This is a genomic window from Pseudomonas fragi, from assembly GCF_025426255.1.
Taxonomy (GTDB): domain Bacteria; phylum Pseudomonadota; class Gammaproteobacteria; order Pseudomonadales; family Pseudomonadaceae; genus Aquipseudomonas; species Aquipseudomonas kulmbachensis.
In genome coordinates, this window is record NZ_CP104861.1 from 2951673 (window position 1) to 2974866 (window position 23194).

Annotated in this window: 18 protein-coding genes; 4 read left to right on the forward strand and 14 right to left on the reverse strand. The window is 59.5% G+C overall.

Annotated features, from left to right (window positions below):
• The first annotated feature begins 22 nt into the window (after nt 1-22).
• The 3 genes from N7D90_RS13460 to N7D90_RS13470 all read left to right on the forward strand — a co-directional run bounded on the left by N7D90_RS13460 (nt 23) and on the right by N7D90_RS13470 (nt 3928).
• Nucleotides 23-295, forward strand: a complete 273-nt coding sequence (locus N7D90_RS13460) for a hypothetical protein (protein ID WP_261738481.1) — start codon at nt 23-25, stop codon at nt 293-295.
• A 497-nt stretch (nt 296-792) separates the two neighbouring features.
• Nucleotides 793-2817, forward strand: coding sequence for a CTQ-dependent lysine 6-oxidase LodA (lodA, locus tag N7D90_RS13465; protein WP_261738482.1), 2025 nt, complete (start codon nt 793-795; stop codon nt 2815-2817).
• Nucleotides 2804-3928: a tryptophan 7-halogenase gene (locus N7D90_RS13470; RefSeq protein WP_261738483.1), complete on the forward strand. Its 1125-nt coding sequence runs from the start codon at nt 2804-2806 to the stop codon at nt 3926-3928. The genes lodA and N7D90_RS13470 overlap by 14 nt, the downstream gene beginning before the upstream one ends.
• Nucleotides 3929-3943: 15 nt before the next feature.
• On the opposite strand, the gene N7D90_RS13475 is transcribed toward N7D90_RS13470, so the two are convergent.
• The 7 genes from N7D90_RS13475 to N7D90_RS13505 all read right to left on the reverse strand — a co-directional run bounded on the left by N7D90_RS13475 (nt 3944) and on the right by N7D90_RS13505 (nt 15008).
• Nucleotides 3944-5587 (reverse strand): fatty acid--CoA ligase, encoded by a 1644-nt coding sequence (locus N7D90_RS13475; RefSeq protein ID WP_261738484.1) that lies wholly within the window; start codon nt 5585-5587, stop codon nt 3944-3946.
• A 22-nt stretch (nt 5588-5609) separates the two neighbouring features.
• Nucleotides 5610-7388 (reverse strand): acyl-CoA dehydrogenase C-terminal domain-containing protein, encoded by a 1779-nt coding sequence (locus N7D90_RS13480; protein WP_261738485.1) that lies wholly within the window; start codon nt 7386-7388, stop codon nt 5610-5612.
• Entirely contained in the window at nt 7381-9912 is a 2532-nt protein-coding gene (locus tag N7D90_RS13485) for an efflux RND transporter permease subunit (protein WP_261738486.1), read from the reverse strand. Before N7D90_RS13485 ends, N7D90_RS13480 begins: the two co-directional genes overlap by 8 nt.
• 31 nt (nt 9913-9943) lie before the next feature.
• Complete coding sequence (locus tag N7D90_RS13490; protein ID WP_261738487.1) at nt 9944-11017, reverse strand: WD40/YVTN/BNR-like repeat-containing protein; 1074 nt, start codon at nt 11015-11017, stop codon at nt 9944-9946.
• A 66-nt stretch (nt 11018-11083) separates the two neighbouring features.
• On the reverse strand, nt 11084-12442 hold the full coding sequence (locus tag N7D90_RS13495) for a DUF1329 domain-containing protein (RefSeq protein ID WP_261738488.1): 1359 nt from the start codon (nt 12440-12442) through the stop codon (nt 11084-11086).
• A gap of 39 nt (nt 12443-12481) precedes the next feature.
• The gene (locus N7D90_RS13500) at nt 12482-14344 is read right to left on the reverse strand and encodes a DUF1302 domain-containing protein (protein WP_261738489.1); all 1863 of its coding nucleotides are present in this window, start codon (nt 14342-14344) and stop codon (nt 12482-12484) included.
• A 109-nt stretch (nt 14345-14453) separates the two neighbouring features.
• Nucleotides 14454-15008: an RBBP9/YdeN family alpha/beta hydrolase gene (locus tag N7D90_RS13505; protein ID WP_261738490.1), complete on the reverse strand. Its 555-nt coding sequence runs from the start codon at nt 15006-15008 to the stop codon at nt 14454-14456.
• 253 nt (nt 15009-15261) lie between these two features.
• Between N7D90_RS13505 and N7D90_RS13510 the strand changes: the two genes are divergently transcribed.
• Nucleotides 15262-16281, forward strand: coding sequence for an AraC family transcriptional regulator (locus tag N7D90_RS13510; RefSeq protein ID WP_261738491.1), 1020 nt, complete (start codon nt 15262-15264; stop codon nt 16279-16281).
• Nucleotides 16282-16338: 57 nt separating this feature from the next.
• Here the strand turns inward: N7D90_RS13510 and N7D90_RS13515 are convergent, their stop codons facing one another.
• The 7 genes from N7D90_RS13515 to N7D90_RS13545 all read right to left on the reverse strand — a co-directional run bounded on the left by N7D90_RS13515 (nt 16339) and on the right by N7D90_RS13545 (nt 23134).
• Nucleotides 16339-17349: a YeiH family protein gene (locus N7D90_RS13515; protein WP_261738492.1), complete on the reverse strand. Its 1011-nt coding sequence runs from the start codon at nt 17347-17349 to the stop codon at nt 16339-16341.
• Entirely contained in the window at nt 17346-17666 is a 321-nt protein-coding gene (locus tag N7D90_RS13520) for a Rieske (2Fe-2S) protein (RefSeq protein ID WP_261742446.1), read from the reverse strand. Before N7D90_RS13520 ends, N7D90_RS13515 begins: the two co-directional genes overlap by 4 nt.
• 8 nt (nt 17667-17674) lie before the next feature.
• The gene (locus tag N7D90_RS13525) at nt 17675-19006 is read right to left on the reverse strand and encodes an MFS transporter (RefSeq protein WP_261738493.1); all 1332 of its coding nucleotides are present in this window, start codon (nt 19004-19006) and stop codon (nt 17675-17677) included.
• 91 nt (nt 19007-19097) lie between these two features.
• Nucleotides 19098-20150: a 3-keto-5-aminohexanoate cleavage protein gene (locus N7D90_RS13530; protein ID WP_261738494.1), complete on the reverse strand. Its 1053-nt coding sequence runs from the start codon at nt 20148-20150 to the stop codon at nt 19098-19100.
• Between the two features lie 62 nt (nt 20151-20212).
• Complete coding sequence (locus N7D90_RS13535; protein WP_261738495.1) at nt 20213-21061, reverse strand: TauD/TfdA dioxygenase family protein; 849 nt, start codon at nt 21059-21061, stop codon at nt 20213-20215.
• Nucleotides 21062-21082: 21 nt separating this feature from the next.
• Nucleotides 21083-22063, reverse strand: coding sequence for a quinone oxidoreductase family protein (locus tag N7D90_RS13540; protein WP_261738496.1), 981 nt, complete (start codon nt 22061-22063; stop codon nt 21083-21085).
• Between the two features lie 171 nt (nt 22064-22234).
• Complete coding sequence (locus N7D90_RS13545) at nt 22235-23134, reverse strand: LysR family transcriptional regulator (protein ID WP_261738497.1); 900 nt, start codon at nt 23132-23134, stop codon at nt 22235-22237.
• Between the last annotated feature and the right edge of the window lie 60 nt (nt 23135-23194).

Sequence of the window (23194 nt, forward strand, 5' to 3'; positions counted from 1 at the left end):
TTGGCCAATACAGGAAAATGCAATGAACAAAATAGTCCCCGACCCACCCCTCGACACCCTCAAAACCTGCGCCCACCAGGGCTCTTCCCTGTTCGGCATCAACCCTGGCATCAATGCCCACGCCGCATTGCAGCAAGTTTCGCTGCTGCTCAAAGGCGCAGAAACCAACGCCGACGATATCCGCCCCCACCTCAGCGGCTTTGACGCCGAGCAGTTATGGAATGTGATTCACGGCGTTGAATTGGCGCGCGGCGTAATTGACTCATTATTGGCAGATGCGGCCCGGTCAAACTGACAGACCGTGGTGCTGCCATCGCAGGCAAGCCAGCTCCCACAGATCCACGGTTGTACTGAAAAACTGTGGGAGCGAGCCTGCTCGCGATGCAGCAACTTGCACCGCAGCTCCCGCACAGGGTTCGGCGCCCCCGAATATGACATCCCCAGGCATCGCCCATCGATATTGCTCGATATCAATTTGACATCTGTTTAGCAGAGGCTAGAGTTCAGAGACCAAGGAATCTGGACAGTTACAAGGATGAACACTCATATCCGACTGTTTTCGGCGTACTGGACAGACCTGCCCATGACGTCGCTCTTTCCCCCCCTTTCGTTTTCCAACAGACCGCCTGCCTGGGCTGTCGTTGTGACCTCATACTTTACGCACTGACGTTCCGGCCAAATCTGTCTGGTAACGCTGTATTGGCTCCTGTCGTCTTGCGGTGACCTGCAAGCAACCCCCTACGCCTCTGCATGGGCTGCGGGACTATGGAAAGCAAGACAAGGAGAGCGGTAATGAAGTATGTAATCGGTCCCAGCATCGGTATTGCGCGTGTGGGCAACAGTCTGACCGACTTTTATCTGGCCCCGGAGCAATTGGGCGGCAGACCATTGGTTTGCAGCCCACAGGGAGACCAAGTTCTGGATAACGGGCAACCCGTGTATGTCAGTCAGTACAAGGACGGGCAGGCCTGTATCAAGCGTCAGGCCGCGCGCTTTTGCCTGTTTGCAGTGGATGATGACGGAACAAGCCATGAGGTAACACTGGCCGACCCCGCTATTGCCGGTATGGAGTGGACGGTTCACCTGGCCAACAAAAAAGCCGCTTGGTATACCTTCAGTGAATTACAGGGCAACCTGCTGTTGGGGGCTGACAACAGCTATGAGGCCTGGAAAGTGCCCTTGCGCAACAGCAACGTTGCTACCAACGATCGACAAAGCCAGTTGCTTATTGATCCAGGCCCACGCTCTGTATCCGGCTCGCTCCAGCCTCAACTGCAATTCGCCCGCACCAACATCCCCCCGGACTACACCCACGGTTCGTTTCCGTCGTACGCCCCTAACGACAAGCCAGACCAGGGCCTTGCCATCAATACGTTAGGTGCGATCCTTACCGACAGTCAGGGTCGGTTGCTGGTACTGGGCGGATTCGGCCATGCCGGAGGCAATTTGCCCATCACCAGCTTTGCCGGGGCCGACAGTTGGCATGACGATATCTCTGATGGACCGGTTACCTGCAAGCTGACGTTCAAGGACAGTAGCGAGCCGCAAATCCTCAAGGCCTGGTGTGTTGTGGCCTCACCCAAGTTCGCACCCGAACTGCAGAACATTGTCACTCTCGATGATGTGGCGTTCGATGTAGGTGTCCGTGAGCTGAACCTTAACCCTGAGCTTTACAGCCAACAACAGTACAACACCAATTACATCGCCAACTACCAGCGCGATATTGAGCCGATTATCAAGCGTCCGGCGGGTTACCGTTGGGTGGCAGCGATCCCGGCACTCAACAGTTTTTCGCCTGCGCCTTTCGATGCGACTGACCCCAGTGAAAAGGCCCTGCAGTACCGTCAGGCTTATTTCAGCTTATTCCGCAGGCCCGGCGAAAACGGTTTTACCGGTGGCCAAACCGCCGAGTTATTCGACAAGGGCAGCAACGCTCCGTTGATGCCGCTCAATTCGGGTTCCAACTCTGTCAGCAATGAGGTACTGGACAAGTTCCTGACCTTGACCCGGACCCAATACTTCCTGCTAAGCCAATGGGCAGACGGCAAGTTTGACAACCTTGAGTGCGAGCCCGTGTCGCAGGTGGTCGAATTGGACCGCGCAAGCATCGGCAACTGCGTTGGCGGGCCGTTCTGTCCGGGCATTGAGGTCACATGGAGTCTTTACAGCAAGGAGCTTTATGAAGCCCCTTATCGGATCAAACACAGGCACGATGAAGACTACTACCGCCAACACGGCCTGCAGCCTTGTGAAAACGAGACCGACCCCTCGACCACCTTCCAGGGTTGCGAACCCGGAGACTTGACCAAGCGCATGGCCACACCATGGCAGTCGGACTTTTATCAGTGCACCGTGCAGAACATCAACTTCACTGACCCGCAAACCAACAAGGCAGACGGCATTCCTAAACCTCCTGCGTACTACGCCTACTGGTGGCCGCCACAAAGCCCCTGGAACATTATCCCCGGCAATCTATCGGCACAGGCTCAGGAGCAGGCCGGAATACCCGCGGGCATGCAATCGATCTACAACCGGGGCATCAATAGCTTCGCGGAGATGATCCAGGCCTGGCATTACCTGGGGTTTATCACCAACGAAGTAACAGGGCCTTATCGCGATCTGTTCCCCAACTTCGTGGAGACCGAGCGCAATAACGAGCGTTTCATCAGCGCCAGTGTGGCGGTGGCCAGTGCGGCCAACGTGGTAAGCGGTGCTGACGTCAACTTCTTTAACACCTGGTATCTGGCGCCCGACCCGCAGCATAAGAAAATCCAGGTCTTCGGGGCCATGTCGACTCGAGGTCATGTTGGCCGCTAACGAGCCGAAGATCGTTGATGTGGTGATTGCAGGAGGAGGTCCCGCCGGTTGTGCGGCGGCCCTCACCCTGCTTCGTCATACCGGTCTCTCGGTGATGCTGGTGGAACAAACCGGCTATGGACAGGACAAGGTTGGTGAGACTTTGTCCCCTGCCGTCCTGCCTTTGCTGGACTATCTGGGGGTTGGCGAGCATTTTCGCCAGGGTAATTTTGCCCCATCCCATGCCTTCACGGCTGCCTGGGGAGATGCACAGGTCAGCACCCGCGACTTCCTGTTTACCGGTCGCGGGCACGGCTGGCATCTGGATCGCGCACGTTTCGATGCTGGCCTGGCCAATGCAGCCCGCAGTTTCGGCGCACATCTGGTGCTGGGGGCACGAGTAAGGCAGGTCCACAGGCAAGCGTCAGGCTGGACAGTCAAACTGGACAATGAGCCTGATCAACCAATTTGGTGCCGCTACCTGATCGACGCCAGTGGGCGCAGTGCCTGGCTCGGGCGAGCGCTTGGCGCAAAGACGGTACAACATGATCGTCTGGTGGGCGTGTCAGCCTACTTTGCCGCCAGCGATACGCCGGTCGAATCCAGCTCATTGGTCGAAGCCATTTCGCTGGGTTGGTGGTACAGCGCACCGATCCCGGATGGCAGGACAATTGCCGTGCTGATGACCGACGCCGACGTCTTGCAAGCCTCCCATTGCGACCGGTCCATGCTCTGGAAAAGCGCACTCGCACAGGCCCCCAATACACGCCTGCGCTTGGGAGAACGGACCCTGACGGGTGAGTTGCACGTATGGCCTGCCCATTCACAGCAACTACAACCCAGTTGTGGCAATGGCTGGGTTGCAGCGGGTGATGCCGCAGCGGCGTTCGATCCCTTGTCATCCATGGGTATCGGCTACGCCTTGAGCACTGGAATACATGCCGCGAGACTTGCCGCCAGTTGCATTGACCGGGCTCAGGATCACGCCCTGCAACAGGCTGCTTACGCTGACGATATCCAGCGGCATGTGGAGGAATATCAAACCCTCAAGCGCAGCTATTACAACGTCGAAACCCGGTACAGCGATCAACCGTTCTGGGCTCGTCGCCAGGGCAGTGCTGAGGTGATTTGAGTTAGCCCTGTTTTGCTACAGTCGCTGATTTTCCCGAATCAACTTCTTGTTGATCTTGCCAACACTGGTTTTCGGGATTTCGGCCACAAAGTCGAACTGCTTGGGGATGGCCCATTTGTTGATCCGGCCACCGGCCACAAACTGTAGCAGGTGGGCTTCGAGCATCGGCTGATCGACCGTGTGCCCTGGCACACACACGACCAGCGCCATTGGCCGCTCCCCCCATTGTTCGTCAGCAATCCCCACCACGGCGACAGAGATCACCGAGGGGTGTTCGCTGATCAGGTTTTCCAGGTCCAGAGAGCTGATCCACTCGCCTCCTGTCTTGATCACGTCCTTGATTCGATCCTTGATTTCAACCCGCCCCTTGGGGTCGATGGAGGCCAGGTCGCCGGTGTGCATCCAACCGCCTTGCCACAGTTCGGCGCCCTTTTCGGGCTCATGCAAATAGCCCTGGGTCAGCCATGGCGCCCGTACCACGATCTCGCCCAGGGACTCGCCATCGTGGGCCACGACATGGCCGCTGCCATCGATGATTTTCAGGTCCACCATCGGCGTGGGCATGCCGGTCTTGATGCGCTGAGTGAGCTGCACCTGGGGCGACTGTTGGATCTCGGCTGCACTGAGGAAACTGGTACACAGCAACGGGCAGGTCTCGGACATGCCGTAGCCGCTGTGAACCTGGATCCCTTTGGCGCTGGCCTGGCTGGCAATTCCCAAGGTCAGGGCACTGCCGCCCAGGAGCATTTTCCAGCCGTCGAAGCGCGTATCCTTGGCTTCGTCGCAGCCGAGGATCATTTGCAGGATGGTCGGTACGCAATGCGAGAATGTGACCTTCTCTTCGCGAAACAGCCTGACCAGGCTGTTGGGTTCGTAACGTCCGGGGTACACCTGCTTGATGCCCATCAGGGTCGCCACATAGGGCACGCCCCAGGCATGTACATGGAACATCGGGGTGATGGGCATATAAACGTCATCGGAGCGCAGCAGTGGCATGCTCTGGTAACCGCTCAGGGAACCGGCGGCCGTCAGGGTGTGCAGCACCAACTGGCGATGGGTGAAGTACACCCCTTTGGGGCTGCCGGTGGTGCCCGTGGTGTAGAAAATCGTCGCCACCGAGTTTTCATCAAAGTCGGGGAAGTCATAGTCAGCCGAAGCCTCGGCCAGCAGGTTTTCGTACTCGCCCAACACCGGTAATTGAGTGCCGCTCGCGGGGTTATCCGAAAGCCTGATATAACCTTTAACCGTGGTCAACCCAGCGTGAATCTGCTCGATCAAGGGCGCAAAGTCATCATGCACCAGTACCAGATCATCTTCGGCGTGGTTCATGGTGTAGAGCACCTGATCCGCTGATAGACGAATATTGACCGTGTGCAGCACGGCACCAATCATCGGCACCGCAAAAAAACACTCCAGGTAGCGGTGGCTGTCCCAGTCGAGCATGGCCACCGTGTCTCCCGCCTTGACCCCAGCAGCAGTCAGCGCATTGGCCAGCCTGCGGATGCGCTGGTTAAGAGTCTTGTAGCTGTAGCGCAGCGTGTCGGCATAGACGATTTGATTGTCGGGCTCATAGCGCTCACCCGACAGCAGCAAGCTCTTGATTAACAGGGGGTAGGTGTAGGCCCCGGGTGCTGGTGGAATTATTTTTGTGTTCAGCATTGTGGTTGTTCCTGAAACTGTTTTAGAACTGCGCTGCATCGAGCAGGTAGAGGCTTTCGCTGCCCGCCTTGACTGACGCGCTCAGGGAGTGAATTCGCGGTAACAGGCGAGCGAAGTAGAAACGCGCAGTGCCCAGCTTGCTGGCGTAGAAGTCCTCCTCTTGCTGTTTGCCCAGCGCCGCCCCGGCCATCCGCGCCCACATGTAAGCGTAGGCGGTATAGCCGAACACCTGAAGGTACTCGACCGAGGCTGCGCCGACTTCATTGGGGTTGTTTTGGGCGCGATCCAGCAACCAGGCGGTCAGCTCGTCCAGATTGTCCAGGGCCGCGTTCAGCGGTTTGCAGAACTCGGCCAGCTCGGCACCAGCAGACGCGCTGAACTGACGCACCTCGTCGGCGAACAACCGGTAAAGTGCCCCGCCGCTGCCCACAGTCTTGCGCCCTGCCAGGTCCAGGGCCTGGATGCCATTGGTGCCTTCGTAGATCTGGGTGATGCGCACGTCGCGCACCAGTTGCTCCTGGCCCCATTCACGAATATAGCCATGACCGCCGAAGACCATCTGCCCGTGCAGCGTCGTTTCCAACCCCATATCGGTGAGAAACGCCTTGGCTACAGGGGTCAGCAGGGCTACCAGGTCTTGCGCGCGCTGGCGGGTGGTCGCGTCTTCGCTGTATTTGGCGGTGTCCAATTGCAGGGCCACGTAGCTGGAAAATGCCCGCCCACCCTCGTTCAGCGCTTTCATGGTCAGCAGCATGCGGCGCACGTCCGGGTGCACGATGATCGGGTCGGCGGCCTGATGCAGATACTGCGCGCCGGACGGTGCACGACTTTGCAGACGCTCCCGAGCATATTCGACAGCGCCCTGATAAGAGCGCTCGCCCTGGGCCAGCCCCTGGATACCTACGCCCAGACGCTCGTAGTTCATCATGGTGAACATTGCCGCCAGGCCCTTGTTCGGTGCATCGATGATCCAGCCGGTGGCCTGGTCGAAGTTCATCACACAGGTGGCGGACGCCTTGATCCCCATCTTGTGCTCGATGGAGCCGCAGGACAGCGCGTTGCGCTGGCCCAAGGAACCATCGGCATTGACCATCACCTTGGGCACCAGAAACAGCGAGATACCTTTGGGCCCCGCAGGTGCATCCGGCAGGCGTGCCAGTACCAGATGAATGATGTTCTCGCTCAGATCATGCTCGCCGCCGGTGATAAACATCTTGCTGCCGCTGATCGCGTAACTGCCATCAGCCCGTGGCTCGGCGCGGGTGCGGATCAGCCCCAGGTCGGTGCCGCTGTGGGCCTCGGTCAGGCACATGGAACCGCTCCAGACCCCGGCATACAGGTTCGGCAGGTACTTTTGCTTCAATTCTTCGCTGGCATGGGCGTAAATCGACAGGCAGGCCCCGGCAGTCAACATCGGGTACAGGCCGAACGACAGGTTGGCCGAGTTGACCATTTCCTCGACCTGGGCGCTAATTGCCTTGGGCATGCCCATGCCACCGAACTGCGGAGCACCGCCAAGCCCCACCCAACCACTGGCGGCAAATGCCTGGTAAGCGGCGACAAAACCTTCCGGGGTTTTAACCCCCGCACTGCTCCAGGTACAACCTTGCTCATCGCCTGTCTGGCGCAGCGGCGCGATGATCCCGGCGCTGATCTTGCCTGCTTCCTCAAGGATCGCGGCAGCGGTTTGCTCATCCACCACCTCGGCCATGCCTGGTAGTTGGGCCCAAAGCCTGGACACCTGAAAAACTTCATTGAGCACGAAACGCATGTCGCGCAGGGGAGCTGTATATTCAGACATGATTGGCTTTCTCGGACAGTGTGCGGGCACGACGCATGCTCGGTTTTTGAATGTTGGCGGCCGGTTGCTCAGGGGCAACACGAGGGATAAACGCGGGGCCGCGCAACAGGAAATATGACAAGGCCGGAATCAGGATCAGCGCGCCCAGCATGTTCCACAGGAACATGAAGGTCAGCAGAATGCCCATGTCCGCCTGGAACTTGATCGGCGACCAGACCCAGCACACCACGCCAGCCGCCAGGGTAATGCCCACCAGCCCCACTACCCGACCGGTGAAGGACACCGCCTTGCGGTAGGCCTCGCCCAGTGACAGACCCTGGCGCTGGTAATGCAGTTGCACGCTGAGCAAATACAGCGCGTAGTCCACGCCAATCCCCACGCCGAGGGCAATCACCGGCAGGGTCGCGACTTTTACCCCGATGCCCATGAACACCATCAGGGCTTCGCACAGGATCGAGGTCAGCACCAGCGGCAGCAAGGCCACCAGCGTGGCGCGCCAACTGCGAAAGGTGATCAGGCAAAACAGCGTGACCGCCGCATACACGTAAAGGAGCATGGTGCGGTTGGCTTCGCGCACCACAATATTGGTCGCGGCCTCGATCCCCGCCGTACCGGCAGCCAGCAGGAACTGACGATCCGGGGTGCTGTTTTGTCTGGCGAAGGTATCGGCAATGTTCACCACTGCGTCCAGGGTCTGGGCCTTGTGGTCCTTGAGAAAGGCAATCACCGGCATCAGCGAACAGTCGGTATTGAACAACTCCGGGGAATTGACCGAGGCCTGCTGGGCGGCATAGTTGAGCACGTCCTGATTACGCTGAATGCTGTTGAGCTTGGGGTTGCCTTCGTAGGAACCCGCCGTAATCTGGCGCACGGCGTTGACCAGCGACGACGTGGCCTGGACACCGGGCGACTGCTGTAACTCCCAGGCCAGTCGGTCGGCGAGAATCAGCGTCTGGTAATTCAGGCACCCTTCCGGCGCGGTCTTGATCATCACCGCGAACAGGTCGCTGGACAGTGCGTAGTGACTGGTGATGTAGGCGTTGTCACGGTTGTAGCGCGAATCGGCGCGCAACTCCGGAGCGCCGCTGTCGAGGTCGCCAATTTGCAGTTGCAGACTGACCACAAAGCCGCCAACACCCATCAGGAGCGCCACCAGCACCGCGCCTGTTGCCCATTTGCGTGTAGTGAAACGGTCGAGCAGATCCCAAAGCTTGCCGAACCCTTTGCGCCCGTCTGCCCGTGTTTCGAGCTTCAGCGCACGTTCGGCCGCCTTGCGCCCGACGCCTACATAGGACAGCGCCACTGGCATCAACAACAAAGAGGTAAAAATCAGCACCGCGACCCCGATACTCGCGGTGACGGCCAGGTCCTGGATCACCGGGATATCGATCAGCATCAACACCGCAAAACCCACCGCATCCGCCAGCAACGCGGTGACCCCGGCAATAAACAGGCGGCGGAAGGTATAGCGGGCGGCGATCAGCTTATGGGTGCCACGGGCGATGTCCTGCATGATGCCGTTCATCTTTTGCGCCGCATGGGACACGCCGATGGCGAAGATCAGGAACGGCACCAGTACCGAGTACGGGTCAATCGCATAGCCCAGCCATGCAACGATACCCAGTTGCCAGACCACCGCGACCAGCGAACACCCCACTACCAGTAGCGTGCTGCGCACACAGCGGGTATAGCAGTAGATGATCAGCAGCGAAGTGAGCACCGCCAGGCCGAAGAACATCATGACCTGAATCAGGCCATCGATCAGGTCGCCCATCAGTTTGGCGAACCCAATCACCCGCACCTTGTACTGGCCCTTGCCCTCCTCCCCGGCCTTGCGGGCGGCACTGTCACCGGCGAATTCGATTTTGTCGCGCAACTGCTCCTCGAGCAAACGCGAGAACTGCTGGTAGTTGATGCCCTGGCCCGTGGCCGAGGTTTTATCCAGCAGAGGCACGATCAACATGCTGGATTTAAAGTCACTGGCTACCAGGCTGCCGACGATCCCGGCACGGCTGATATTCTGGCGTAGTTGCTCGATGTCGGCAGGCGAACCCCGATAAGTCCCGGGCATTACCGGGCCACCCTGAAAACCCTCTTCAGTGACTTCGGTCCAGCGCACGCCGGGGCTCCACAGCGATTTCATCCAGGCCCGATCAACCCCTTCAGTGATAAACAGTTGGTCGTTGACCTGTTTGAGAACCTCCAGATAAGCGGGGTCGAAAATATCCCCCCCGGTGTTCTCGACCACCACCCGTACCGAGTTGCCCAGGCCACGCAAGGATTGGCGGTTCTCCAGGTAGTTCTGGATATAGGGCTGGCTCTGGGGAATCATCTTTTCAAAACTGGGCCGCAGCTCCAGACGTGTCACCGCCATATAGCCCAGCACCACCGTAATCAGTGCCATCAGCACCATGAACAGCGGGCGGTGGTTGAACACCAGCCGTTCCAGCAGGTTGCCGGACTGGCGATCGAAATCACGCAGATCGTGGATCACCGGCATGCTGTCTTGCTTGATATTGCCCATGTCTGGGTTCTCGCTCTAGATTTTCGAGGTCTTACTTGCCGACCAGTGCCTGGGCACCACGGCTACCCACCACCACCCGCGAACCGTCGGCGGCCAGGGCAGCGCCAGCCACCGGCGGCAGGTTCTGCTGCGCCAGCGCCCGCAAGCCGCTGCCGCCCGCCTGGCTGACCAGCACGTGCCCGGCTTGGCTAAACAGCTCGTATTGACCTTGCGCATCGATGATCGCGGCCGTGATGCTGCTCTGCACCCCGCTGTTGAGCGGGCTCCAGTGCGCCCCGCCATCAGTGCTGCGCAGCACATTGCCGCGCAGGCCGTAGACGATCACTTCACCAGGCTTGCCGACCACCCCGAAAAAACTGCCCTGATACGGCGGTTGCAAGGCCGCGAACCGCTGCTGGTCAGCCTGCCATTTGAGCAGCAGGCCCTGCTCGCCGGCGATATACAGGCCGTCGCCGGTCGAGGCGATGGCATTCAGATGAAACCCCTGGGGGTTGTCGGTGCGGTCCTGAAACGGGGTCCAGCTCTGACCGCCGTCCTCGGTACGCAGGATCAGGTTGAAGACGCCAATCACATAACCGAGCCGGTCATTGGCGAACCACAGATCCAGCAACGGCTTGTCGGCGCCTTCTGCGGCCAGGCGCTGACCTTCGGCGACCAGCAATGGCCATTGCTCATTGGCCGGTTCGGCAGTTGCCAGCGCCGTGTAATGCCTGACCAGCAAATCGCCGATCTGGCGACCGTCCAGCTGTTTGCTCCAGGTGACGCCAGCGTCGCTGCTGTGCAGTACCACCCCATCATTGCCCACCGCCCAGCCCTGGCGGGGCGACGGAAAAAACACCGCATTCAGATCACTGCTCAGCGGCACGCTGGCTTGCACCCAGTGCTGGCCCGCATCATCGGAATACACAATGTGGCCGCGCTGCCCCACGCTGACCAATCGCTCACCTGCGCGAGCGATACCCACCAAAGGGCTGTGCACGGCCAAAGCACTGGGCTTGGCTGGCAGTTCCAGCACATCCACATAGCCCGCCGCCAGAGCGGCGACCGGCAACGGCGCGAGCATCGAACACAGCAGCACCCGCATGATTTTTTTCAAAGAACCCATACCGCACCTTCCAGGCAAGCGACGCCGGGCTGCGCCTGAGCACAACCCGGGGCCAGAGTCGGTCACTTAGCGAATCCCGGCCCCTGCCAGGGCGTCCGGTGCCCACTGCACTTTAGACAGGGTCTCGCTGTACTTGATGCCGCCGTACGGACCCACAATGCCGTTGATGTTGTAGTTGCCGCCCACCAGGTCATAGATCATGAAAGGTGTCGTGTCAGGGGTCTGCTTGTCGTAGCTCTGACTGAGAAAGGTGAAGGCGCCACGGTAGAGTTTGCCGCTCGAATCGTACTGATCGGAGGCCAGAGCGATCCAGCTGTCTTCATCCAGATAGAAGCGACGCTTGTGATAGATGTGGCGTGCACCGGGCTTGAGCGTGGCTTCCACCACCCAAACCCGGTGTTTCTCCCAGCGCACATAGTCGGGGGCAAGGTGGTTGGGCGTAATCAGCAACTTGGCCTGCTGCGCGTACGTGAGTTTGTAAGTGTTGTAGGGCACGATCATTTCCTGCTTGCCCACCAGCTTCCAGTCGTAGCGGTCCAGCGCCCCGTTGAACACAAACGTATCGTCGTAGGTATTGGCTCCGGCCGTGCCGGGGTTGGGCGTATCATAGGCCAGGTCCGGCGCCAGCTTGACTCGGCGCTGCCCCGGCAAGTACTGCCAGGCCTTGCGCGGCTGGGCCAGCGGGTCGGCGGAGTCCTTGAGCATGATTGCCTCGCCCGCACGCCGCGCAGGCCCGGTGTAATACAGCTTCATCTGGTAAAAAATATCGCTGCTGGCAACCGGCTTTGACATGTTTTCGTAGATCGGATAATTCATGTACGCCAGCGCCGTGGTGGACAGTGTCGGCACCCCCGCAGCGTCTACGTTCCATGAATCGTACTTGGCATTGAAATTGGTACCCAGGTAGCGCAACAGGTGGTTCCACATGGCTTCGCTGCCGTTTTGCGGAATCGGAAACGGCACACCGGGCAGTACGTTATCGATGGCCAGGCCGCCGTTGAGACTCTTGGCATCGGTGGCATTTTTCAGGCTGTTGTCCAGCACCGTCTTGGGCAAGGCGACCGTGCGGTGGGTGGGGTACACATCGATACGATAGGTGGGGTAACGCTTGGCCAGTTCCACCGTGGTGGCAGTCAGCATGCCCTTGTACTGGTCGACGTTTTTACCATCGATAACCAGTACCGGCTTCTCATCGACAAAGGGGTCGGGCCGCATGTTTTCACCGGCCTTGAAACTGGCCGGAGGGGTGGTCAATCCGCCCTTGTAGGCCGGGATCGAACCGTCTGCATTGCCCGCCATCTCGCCGCCGACTCCGGTCAGGCTGGTGCCCAGCCTTGCCGCGTCCTGAGCCGATACACCAGCCTGGGCCTGGGCGCTGATCACTGCAGCGAGGGACACTGCCAGTATGTTGTTTAGAAATCGCATCTGAATTCTCTCCACTTGTTTTTATAATTCGAGCGTCAATCAGAAGGTGGTCTTGAACGAGGCCGTGACCATGCCGCGGTCTTTCAACAGCGGCGACAGTCCGGCTTGGGAAGTGATCTGGCCGGGGATGCACTGGTACAGGCCATTGGCACCCGGGGTGTTGTTGTCGAAGCCGGTTTCACACGTATCGAAAGGGCCAAAAGCATCGACGTACTTGAGGTCCAGCTTGTACTTCTGATAGATATCCGCCGCGACGCCGATGGAGTAACTGCCGGCATTTTCGTTGCCGCCCAGTTGCACCGCCGAGTTGCCCTTGAGGCCAACGTTGTAGGCCAGCGGCATATACATATCGACGCCCGGGAACACCTGAAACCAGGTCGGGGTCAGGTTGACCGCCAGGGTGTAGGCATTGGTGTCGACCTTATCGACGCCTCTGTAGCTGGAGTCGCCCTTGAAGGTCTGCTTGCCCTTGTCGACACTCACCAGATGGGTCATCGCACCTTCAACCGCCAGTGACGATGAGTCCCACAGCGGCGTCTTGCCAAAACTCACCAGGCCATTGAGCACAATATGCAAGGTCTTGCCCCGGGCAAGCCCGGTATCGCCCTTGCCCGGTACGCCGCCAATCAGGTTGGCGCCGTTGACCAGCCCCGCCCCCGCCTGCGCCGCCAGCGTCGAGTTGATGGTGCTGAAGTTGCTCACCAGCGGCATGTTTTCGCGGTAGTTCAGGTCAAGCCCCACGCTGACCGGCCCCACGCCCTTCGACAGGCTGATGCCGTAGATATCGATGTCATCGGCATAGGCCGTCAGGTACTCGACGCCTTCCAGACCGGCCAGCCCCGGCAGGTGCAGGTTGGGCGCGTTGATCAGAACCGAGGGCATGGGGTCCGAGGTGTTGCGGTAGTAGAAGCCCAAGGTGCCGTCCAGCCACTCCGGGCTCCATTTAGCCATCAACCCGTAATCACCGGAGTTGCGCGGTTTGACATCATGCCCACGGGGGGCACCGTAGTAGGCACCGGCCCCGCCCAGCAATCCCGGCACGGGCAACCAGAACACATCGGCGCCCTCGCCCAGCATGTCGTAGCCGCCCATATAGGTTCCGCCTTCAGGCAGGCGCGAGTTCTGGAATTCCAGGAAATACTGCGCGCCCAGGGTCAGCTCAGGGTTGACCGTGAAAGACACCGAGAGCTGGTTGCGCGGCAGGAACAGTTCCTTGGTTTCGGTGCCGGGTACGTTGTACAGCTTTGCCAGGTCAAGGGCCGACTGCCCGTAGTTGATACCGTTGGCCGCGTTGAACAGGGTTTCGCCCCAATACACGTTGTGCTTGCCGAGCTTGGCGCTGAGCATCGACTCGTCACCGATTTCGGTGCTGTAAAACACAAAGGCATCGAGGATTTCGCCGGACGGCCCGTTGTAATAACGGGCGGTGTAGTTGCTTAGCCCATGTTTGCGAGCGGTATGGCCGTTGAGCGAGTCACCGGGCTGAATCGCCCCTCCGCCAGCAGGTCGGGCCGCCACCAGATTACCGGCGTTACCCGCCTGCCCCGGAAACGGATTGGAGTTGGAGCCCACATGGTCATACGCGTGGTCGTACCAGCTTGCGCCGCTGACCCGAAAACCCATTTTCCCCTGATAGACAACATCCAGCTCGGTCAGCAAATCAACGCGCTGGGTGACGGCGCTGCCGACACTGAAGTTGTTGTCGCCGTCATTGAGGTTGGCGGTGTCGGCAATTTTCGAGTTCTGACTTTCAACCCGTTGCCCATAGCTGGCCTTGAGCGTGTTATCGAAGCGTACGGCCCAGTCTTCAGTGCCGTCGGTAAGTTCAAACCCTTGAGCTGCGGGCATGCAAGCGAGCAGCATGGCGCTGCTCAGCAGGCTGCGACCTGTGATGTTATGCATTACGTTGTCTCCGTTTTTCTTGTTTTTGTTTTTTGGTTTTAACAACGGCTCACACCCGGTCCTGGCGATGGTGCGAGCATATTTGAGGCAGGGCTTTCAGCGGGTTTGGCTAGCGATCCAGCGTGCGGATCAACTCATCGGCTTGTGGCCAGTCGCCGTAGCCGGCGGCAGGATTGAGATGACCTACCGCGCCCAGGTTGACCAATTCACTGCCCCAGCCCAGGGCCAGCCTGGTGACTGCCTGCAAGCTGGCAAGGTGGTCATTGGTGCTGGCCGCCACAATCGAGGGGAATGGCAGAGCCCCTTTGGGGAGCGGGTCCCAGCCATTGGCGCGCAGACTTTGCGAGGTCGGATAGCCTTGCGGCCAACTGGCCTCAAGGTCCGGCGGTGCAGCCAGCAAGGCGCCCTTGATCGGGCGCTGATGAACCGCCGCCCAGTGCGCAACCATCAGCACACCGGCACTGTGCGCCACTAGAATTACCGGGCCGCTGATGGTCTGCAGCTCGCGCTGAATTGCGTCCACGCGAGCCGCCAGGCTGAGTTTGTGCTCCTCCAGCGGTGGCACCGAGCGAACCTTGCCCAGCCGCGCCTGCAGTAGCGTCTGCCAATGCTGCGGCACGTGATCACGCAAGCCCGGAACAATCAAAACCGTGGTTTCACTCATCGATCCATTCACCCTTGAACATGCCATCGAACCGTTCGCCAACGCTGCGAACCCTGCTGACTGCACAGTAGATTTCGACTGCCCCCAACGCTTCACATTTGGCGTCAACCACTTCTCTTTTGATGACAGCGGGAGCGGATCACAGCGATGGTTTGCCCTTGGGTACTTTTCATTGCACGACCAAAGCTCTATAAATGCGCGGCAGTAGCGCTGGTGAGACCTCTTTTGTCACCCAAGGGAAGACATACACGCCATGACCGTTCTAGCCCGATCCGCCGCACTGACCAATTACCTGGAAGTGGCTCGCCATTTGCGGCTGAACGTGAACACGCTATTGGCTGATGCAGGCTTGAGCCCTGCGATCCTCAGCGACCCCAAGCAGCGCATTCCGGCCAACGCCGCTGTCACGCTGCTGGAGCACTCGGCGCAACAAAGCGGTTGTGAAACCCTAGGCCTGCGCATGGCCGAGTTGCGTCACTTGTCAGACTTCGGTGAAGTCAGCCTGCTGCTCAGCCACCAAAACAATCTGCGCGATGCCCTGCAAGTGATCGTGCAGTACCGTCACCTGCTCAACGACTCGCTGGCGATTTTCATTGAGGAGACCGGCAAGACCGTGATCATTCGTGAAGAGCTGATCACTGAGGTCGCCACAAGCAACCGCCAAGCCATCGAACTGGCCATCGCTGTCATGCATCGCTTTTGTGCCGCCCTGCTCGGCGCGCACTGGAGCCCGATCAATGTGTGCTTTACCCATGAAGCGCCAAGCGACCTGAGCGTGCATCGGCGGATTTTCGGCTGCAAGATTGAGTTCGGTTGCGAGTTCAACGGTATCGTTTGCCCCGCCACCAACCTCGACACTGCCAACCCGCTGGCCAATGAAGCAATGGCTCGGCATGCGCAGCGCTACCTGGATTCGCTGCAAGGCAAAAACAACGGTTCACTGGCGTTCGATGTGCGCAAATCAATCTACCTGCTGCTGCCCATGGGGCGCGCCACCATCGAACAGATTGCCCAGAGCCAAGGGATGAACGTGCGCACACTGCAACGCCGTCTGGTAGAGGACGGGGCCAGTTTCAGCGAGTTGATCAATAGCGTGCGCCGCGACCTGGTCATTCGCTATCTGGAGAACCCCGGTTACTCGCTGGGCCGGATCACGGACATGCTCGGTTACTCCATGCCCAGTTCATTCACCCGCTGGTTTATTTCCCAGTTCGACATGCCCCCCGCTGCCTGGCGTAGCGAGCATAAAATCGCGCTGCGCAAAGACAACTGAGCACAAACAAAAAAACGCCCGCACGTGACCACGGGCGAGCGCAAAAGGAGCATCGGTTTACAGGCCCCAGCGCATCAACAGCAGCACCAGCACCACCAGAAATACCGTCTCCCCCAGCATCAGCAAAATAGGTTTGATGCCTACGGCCGCCAGTTCCTTGAGCTGGGTTTTCATGCCCAGGGCGCTGATTGCGACCACCAGGCACCAGCGCGACAGTTCATTGGTAAAGCCCTGCACCACCGGCGCCACCCAACCGGTGCTGTTGATACACGCCAGGATCAAAAAGCCGACGGCAAACCATGGCAACAGTGGCGGGCGTTTGCCTGTGGGATCGGCGCCCTGCATACGAGTAATCATTGCGGCGCAGACGATCACCGGCAGCAGCATCGCGACCCGCATCAACTTGACCACGGTGGCGGTGTCGCCGGTCTCGGTGGACATGCTGTAGCCGGCACCGACCACTTGGGCAACGTCATGAATGGTCGCTCCCAGAAACACCCCGGACTGTTGCGGTGAAAGTTCGAGCCAGTTGGCAATCATCGGATAGATGATCATCGCCATGGTCGACAACGCCGAGACGCCAATCACGGTAAACAGCGTGGCCCGCTCTTTCTGCGGATGGTTAGGCAAGGCCGCCGCCAGCGCCAATGCCGCGGAGGCACCGCAGATGGCCGTGGCACCACCGGTCAGCATGCCGAACAGGCGCTGAAAACCCATCGCCTTGGCCGCCACCACCGAGACCACGATGGTCACCAGCACGAGCGTCACCACCAGTACCACGGGTTTCCAGCCCAGCGCCGCAATCTGCTCCAGGGTGATGCGCATCCCCAGCAGTGCCACGCCTATGCGCAACACGGTACGCGAGGTGAACTCGATACCCGCCTTGCATGTGCCCTCCCCCGCAAGAAAGTTCAGCGCCATGCCCAGCAACAGGGCAAACAGCATCACCGGCGCACCGTAGTGCTCAGAAAGAAAACTCGCCGCTGCGGCGACCGTCAGGCTAACGATAAAACCGGGAGCCAGTTCCCGCACACGGCTGTGGGCGCAGGCCAAGGCGATAACACTCATACGGCAAGTTCCTTTGCAGCAAAGACAATAAATACCTGGCCGTCGATTACCTCGATCGGGTAGTTGGCGACTTTCAGGTGGGTGGAATTGAGCAGATAACCGCTGGCCAGATCAAAGCGCAGGCCGTGGGCACAGCACTGGATCACCCGGCCCTCAAGTCGGCCACCGCACAGCGAAGAGCCCTGATGCGGGCAACTGTCGTCGATGGCATAGAGCTGACCGGCGACATTGAACAGCGCCAGGCTGTTACCCGCGGGCTCGAACAGTGTGCGCATGCCGGGTGCCGGAACCTTCTCGGCGGGCACGGCAATTCGCATCACCGCGCTCACGACAGCACCTCGCAGGCAGGCTTGTGGGGTGTCTCAACCACCTCCTGAATCCTGGCGCTGGCCACATCGTTGAGGTAATGGTGGCGGGTGTAGAAGAACACTGCCGCTGCAGCGATGCTCATCAATGGCATCCACTGGAGTGCTCCATGCAGACCAATAACGTCCGAAACCCGGCCGGTGATAAAAGGTCCAGGAGCCAGGCCCAGCAGGTTGTTGGCCAGGGTCAGGGTGGCAAACGCAGTGCCGTGCACCGAATAGTGGGTCAAGTTGGCAACCATAGCGGCGCAAGTACCGTTAGTGCCCGCCACCATCAACATGCCCATGCCGATCAGCACCAGTTGTACTGGCCCGGCAGGCAGGATCAACGCCAGCGACAGCAGCAGGCAGCTGCCCAGGCAGTAAGCGATGGAGATCTCGATTTTGCGCAATGGTGACTGACGGCAAAGACGATCACTGAGCATCCCGCACAGGATTGCCCCGGCGCCACAACACAACACCATGATTGCCGCGACACTGCCCGCCCTGGCCTCGCCCATCGCGTAATAGCGATTCAGATAGCTGGGCATCCATACGATCAAGCTGCCCGTGACGGCCATCTGTAACCCGCTGCCCACATAGGCTGCGATCACCGAGCGGGTACTGTACAAGGTCCGCAGCGGACGTTTGAACACGGTCTTGCTCTGGTTCCTTAAGCTCGCCAGACGTTGTGGAGCGATGCGGGCTTCCTTGACGATCAACGGGTAAAGCACTGCCAGTACCAGACCAAACAGCGCCATGCTGGCGAACGACCAGCGCCAGCCCAGTTTGGCCGCGATGGCTCCGCCCAGGGCGATGCCGAGCACCGAACCAAACAGACCACCCGCCATAAAGGCACTGGCCAAGGTGGCACGCATGCTTTTGGGGAACACCGAGACCACCACGGCGATACCGACGCTACCGTAGGCCGCTTCGCCGACACCGACCATAAAGCGCGCAATCAGCATGTGCTGGTAATTCTGCGCCAGCGCGCAACCTAAAGTGGCCAGACTCCAAAGCAAGGCCATCAGAGCCAGGCTTTTGACTCGCCCAAAGCGGTCGGCCATCAGTGACAGGGGGAAGGTCAAAAGGCCGACCATCAGGGCAACGATGCCACTGAGCAGGCCCAGTTGGCTGTCACTCAGTGCCCATTCACTTTTGAGTGTCGGGAATACGGCATTGAGTACCTGGCGGGACATGTAATCAGAAATCAACAAGCCAAAAGTCAGCGCGAACACAATCCAGGCGTATCTGCGCGGGATACCGGCCGACGTGTCTTCTTCATCGCCCACAGTGCTGTGGTGATAGGCCATGCAGCCTCCTCGGTGTCTTGCACCTGTTTTTTATTGTTGTTTTTTGGCCCTGCGCAAGCAGGAAGCCTCGAGCTTCCTGCTTCATGTCACCTCACGCGCGACGCGGTACGCCTTTTTGCCCCGGCTTGCGGTTGGGCGCCATGCCGTTGGCCAGCAGGGTTTGTTCGACCGTCTCGTACTGCACCCCGATACGGTAGATGTCGCGGGCCTCTTTGCCGGTGGCGATCTCACGTCCCAGTTCGTGGGCGATGCGCACGGTCTGCTGGATCTGCTGCACGCTGGTAAAGCGTTTGCCGTGCTGGTCGATGATCGTGTCTTCAGTCCCCACGCGCGGGTGCAAGCCCATGGCCAAGGCGATGGTATTGAGCGGCAGCATGTTCTTGATCAGCGACTCGGAAGTCAGCGTGCAGCCATCCGGTACGCGATTGATAAAGTTGAACATATTGAACGGGTTGGGGCCGTCGAAACCGCCACCAATACCGATCCAGGTCAAGTTCAACGGACCTTTGTAGAGCCCCTTGCGCACCATGCGTTCCAGGGTTTCGTAGGCATGGATGCCGGTCAGTTGGAAGTGCGGCTGGATATTGTTGGCCTGCAAACGCTTGAGGTGTTCGGTCACCCAGGCCGGACCTGCTGGAACCGTCATTTCGCTGTAGGCAGCTTCGTAAAGCGGATTGTCCAGGGAGGTGCCTTCGCGATACTCCGGGTACAGCAACTCCATGATGTTCATTTGAGTGGTGTTGATCGCTACCGTCACCTGATCCGGCCGAGGCGACAGCTCCGCGAGCATGTGCCGGGTGTCGTCGGACAGCCACAGGGCCGCTTCGCCATCGCTTTCAGGCGCGAAGGAAATCGAGCCGCCAACCTGGATAATCATGTCGGGCACGGCTTCACGCACACCGGCGATCAACTCGTTGAACTTGGACAAACGCTTGGAACCTTTGCCGTCCAGCTCGCGTACATGCAAGTGAAGTACGGTGGCGCCTGCTTCATAGCAGTCAACAGCCTTCTGTACCTGCTCATCCATGGTCACCGGAATATCTTCCGGAAAGTCTTCGGGCATCCACTCAGGGGCATAAGGGGCGACGGTAATAACCACCTTTTCCATGTTTTCGGGGTGCAGGGAATCGTCGAAAAATTGCATGTCGGTGTCCTTTTTATTGTTGTTCGCCCAACGGGCATTGATCTGGCTTCAGGTGAGGTTGTTCAGTCGGTAGTTGAGCCACGGATCCCGGCGCGTTCCATTTTTCGATGGCACGCGGGGTAGTCCATCACCGCATAGTGCTGGGTACTACGGTTGTCCCAGATAGCGATGCTGTTTGGCTTCCAGCGCCAGCGCACCTGGTATTCCGGAATGCTCGCCTGGCCAATCAGGTAGCGCAGCAACTCGGACGCACCGTGGCTGAAGTCCTGGCCGTAACGCACGCGCTCGGCGGTGTGGTAGTTGCTGAAGTGGGTGGCGAAAGAATTGACGAACAGCACTTTCTCGCCAGTCTCCGGGTGGGTACGCACCACTGGGTGTTCCGCATCCGGGTACTGGGCCTTGAGCGCCAGACGTTTTTCGATGGGCATCGCCGCGCCGAAACTGGCCTCGATGCTGTGCCGGGCACGCAGGCCCTCAAGCTTCGCTTTCACGTCGTTTGGCAAGCGTTCATAAGCCACCACCATATTGGCCCACATGGTGTCGCCCCCAACCGGCGGGCACTCGACACAGCGCAGTACGCAACCCATCGGCGGCTCATCGCGCCAGGTGGCATCGGTGTGCCAGCTGTTCTCGTAACGGTCAGCCGGACTGTCCGGGGTCTTGTAAATCTGCACCAGCCCGGGATGGTCCGGGTGGCTGCCAAGCACCGGATGGTTTTCCAGCTCACCGAAGCGCCGGGCGAAGGCCACGTGATCGGCGCGACTGATGTCCTGGTCCCTGAGGAACAGCACGCGATGCTTGAGCAACTGGGCACGGATCTCAGCGAACAGGCCCGCGTCATGAACGGCATCGGCAAGGTTGACGCCGGTAAGCTCGGCGCCAATGTGACAGGTAAGTTGTTCGACTTGCATGACGAATAACCTCCTTGGTCCTTAGATAACGAAGATCGACGAGCCAGTGGTCTTGCGCGATTCCAGGTCACGGTGAGCCTGGACGGCATCCTGCAAGCTGTAATGCTGGTTGATCTCGATCTTGATCCGGCCGCTGCCCACCAGATCGAACAGCTCACCGGCCAGGTCGGCCTTCTCTGCCGGGTCTGCGATGTAATCAGCCAATGCCGGGCGCGTCATGAACAGCGACCCTTTCATCGCCAGCAACGCCGGGTTAAATGCCGGGATCGGGCCGGAAGCGGTACCCACGCAGACCATCAGGCCGCGGCGTTTGAGCGAGTCCAGCGAACCCATAAAGGTACTTTGGCCCACGCTGTCGAACACCACGTTGACGCCCACACCATCGGTCACTTCGCGGACGCGGCTGGCAACATCCTCGTGACTGTAATTGATCACATGATCGCAACCATGGGCGCGGGCAACTTCGCCCTTGGCATCGCTGGACACGGTGCCGATCACTTTCAGGCCCAGCAGCTTGGCCCACTGCGAAACGATCAGACCCACGCCACCGGCGGCGGCATGCAACAGGATGCTGTCCCCGGCCTTGAAGTCATGGATGCGGCGCATCAGGTAGGCAGACGTCAGCCCGCGCATGGTCATGGCTGCGGCTGTTTCGAAAGAGATGCTCTCCGGCAGTTTGATCAATGGCGCAGCCGAGATCAGGCGCTCGGTGCTGTAGGCACCCAGGGTGTTGAGGAAGCCGGTATAGGTGACGCGATCCCCGACCGCGACATTGCTCACCCCCTCACCCACTGCGGCCACGATACCGGCCGCCTCAACGCCCATGCCGTTGGGCATCGGGATCGGGTAGGTGCCGTTGCGAAAATAGGTATCGGCATAATTGAGGCCAACAGCGACGTGACGCAGCCGAACCTCACCCGGGCCCGGGTCACCGACTTCCACCTCCTCGAAGCGCAGCACCTCGGGACCACCGGTTTCGTAAAAACGTACGACTTGGGCCATGCTTTTGTTTCTCCAATCAGCGTTCTGAGCGCACTACGGCGATTTACGTTGACTGGAATGTAAACAACGGGGGGGTCAGGTGCTTCTCATCAGACGACAACGACTTCTCTTTTCATGACAGTTGACGAGTAGAACGAGGCTACAAACGATTGATACACAACAAGTCGGCGCCTACTCAAAATCACTGGCTACCCGCCACTTATCCAGCAAGCTGTCAAACATCGCCTGGGCCGCGGCCGACAACTCATGGCCGGGCTTGGTCAGTATGCCTATGGCCCGCTCCACCACCGGTTCATGCAGGGTGATGCAACACGCGCCGAGTTCGCGCATCTGCTCGGCGCACAGGGCCGGTACTGCGCTGACGCCCAGCCCGCTGGCGACCATGCGCCCCACCGTGGCCAGTTGATGACTCTCGAACTCAACCGGCAACTTCATCTGCCGTGCCTGCAGGTGCTCTTCAAGCATCACCCTTACCGCAGAGGGCCGTTGCAAGGTAATGAACGGCTGTTGGAGCAGGGTTTTCCAGTCAATCAGCGAGCGCCCTGCCAACTCGGACTCTCGAGGCACCACCGCGACAAAACGGTCCAGATACAACGGGGTAAACGTCAACGACGAACCGGCCGCAGGCTCAAAAGCCACGCCCAGTTCCACCTGCCGGTCACGCACCATTTCCAGCACTTGCTCGTTGATCACGTCATTCACCGTGACGTTGACCTTGGGATAGCGCACGCGAAAACTCTTCAAAATAGCTGGCAGCACGTTGCCCGAAAACGAAGGAATGGCCGCCAGGGTCACGCGCCCACGTTGCAGGGTAAAGCGCTGGCGCATCTCATCCTCGGCATTGTCCCAGTCGGCGATCAGGCGCCGGGCCAGCGGCAGCAGCGATTCGCCTTCCGAGGTAAGGGCCACATTGCGCGTGGTCCGGCTGAACAAGCGCCCGCCCAAGCCCTCCTCCAATGCTTTGATGGTCAGGCTCAAGGCAGACTGCGATAGATGCAGGCGCTCGCAGGCCACGGCAAAACTCAGGCTCTGGGCCACAGCAAGGAAAGCGCGGATCTGTTTCACGGTCATGGGCTTGGCCTCAAAATGATTAATTCATTTTACCTATTAATAAACATTAAAAATCAACTT

Excerpts from the sequence above, each read along its gene's own strand:
- N7D90_RS13500 (WP_261738489.1), bottom strand. The coding sequence starts at position 14,344 with ATGCATAACATCACAGGTCGCAGCCTGCTGAGCAGCGCCATGCTGCTC.
- N7D90_RS13470 (WP_261738483.1), top strand. The coding sequence starts at position 2,804 with ATGTTGGCCGCTAACGAGCCGAAGATCGTTGATGTGGTGATTGCAGGA.
- N7D90_RS13480 (WP_261738485.1), bottom strand. The coding sequence starts at position 7,388 with ATGTCTGAATATACAGCTCCCCTGCGCGACATGCGTTTCGTGCTCAAT.
- N7D90_RS13485 (WP_261738486.1), bottom strand. The coding sequence starts at position 9,912 with ATGGGCAATATCAAGCAAGACAGCATGCCGGTGATCCACGATCTGCGT.
- N7D90_RS13495 (WP_261738488.1), bottom strand. The coding sequence starts at position 12,442 with ATGCGATTTCTAAACAACATACTGGCAGTGTCCCTCGCTGCAGTGATC.
- N7D90_RS13475 (WP_261738484.1), bottom strand. The coding sequence starts at position 5,587 with ATGCTGAACACAAAAATAATTCCACCAGCACCCGGGGCCTACACCTAC.
- N7D90_RS13520 (WP_261742446.1), bottom strand. The coding sequence starts at position 17,666 with ATGCGAATTGCCGTGCCCGCCGAGAAGGTTCCGGCACCCGGCATGCGC.
- N7D90_RS13515 (WP_261738492.1), bottom strand. The coding sequence starts at position 17,349 with ATGAGTGTTATCGCCTTGGCCTGCGCCCACAGCCGTGTGCGGGAACTG.
- N7D90_RS13535 (WP_261738495.1), bottom strand. The coding sequence starts at position 21,061 with ATGCAAGTCGAACAACTTACCTGTCACATTGGCGCCGAGCTTACCGGC.
- lodA (WP_261738482.1), top strand. The coding sequence starts at position 793 with ATGAAGTATGTAATCGGTCCCAGCATCGGTATTGCGCGTGTGGGCAAC.
- N7D90_RS13490 (WP_261738487.1), bottom strand. The coding sequence starts at position 11,017 with ATGGGTTCTTTGAAAAAAATCATGCGGGTGCTGCTGTGTTCGATGCTC.
- N7D90_RS13540 (WP_261738496.1), bottom strand. The coding sequence starts at position 22,063 with ATGGCCCAAGTCGTACGTTTTTACGAAACCGGTGGTCCCGAGGTGCTG.
- N7D90_RS13530 (WP_261738494.1), bottom strand. The coding sequence starts at position 20,150 with ATGCAATTTTTCGACGATTCCCTGCACCCCGAAAACATGGAAAAGGTG.
- N7D90_RS13505 (WP_261738490.1), bottom strand. The coding sequence starts at position 15,008 with ATGAGTGAAACCACGGTTTTGATTGTTCCGGGCTTGCGTGATCACGTG.
- N7D90_RS13510 (WP_261738491.1), top strand. The coding sequence starts at position 15,262 with ATGACCGTTCTAGCCCGATCCGCCGCACTGACCAATTACCTGGAAGTG.
- N7D90_RS13545 (WP_261738497.1), bottom strand. The coding sequence starts at position 23,134 with ATGACCGTGAAACAGATCCGCGCTTTCCTTGCTGTGGCCCAGAGCCTG.
- N7D90_RS13525 (WP_261738493.1), bottom strand. The coding sequence starts at position 19,006 with ATGGCCTATCACCACAGCACTGTGGGCGATGAAGAAGACACGTCGGCC.
- N7D90_RS13460 (WP_261738481.1), top strand. The coding sequence starts at position 23 with ATGAACAAAATAGTCCCCGACCCACCCCTCGACACCCTCAAAACCTGC.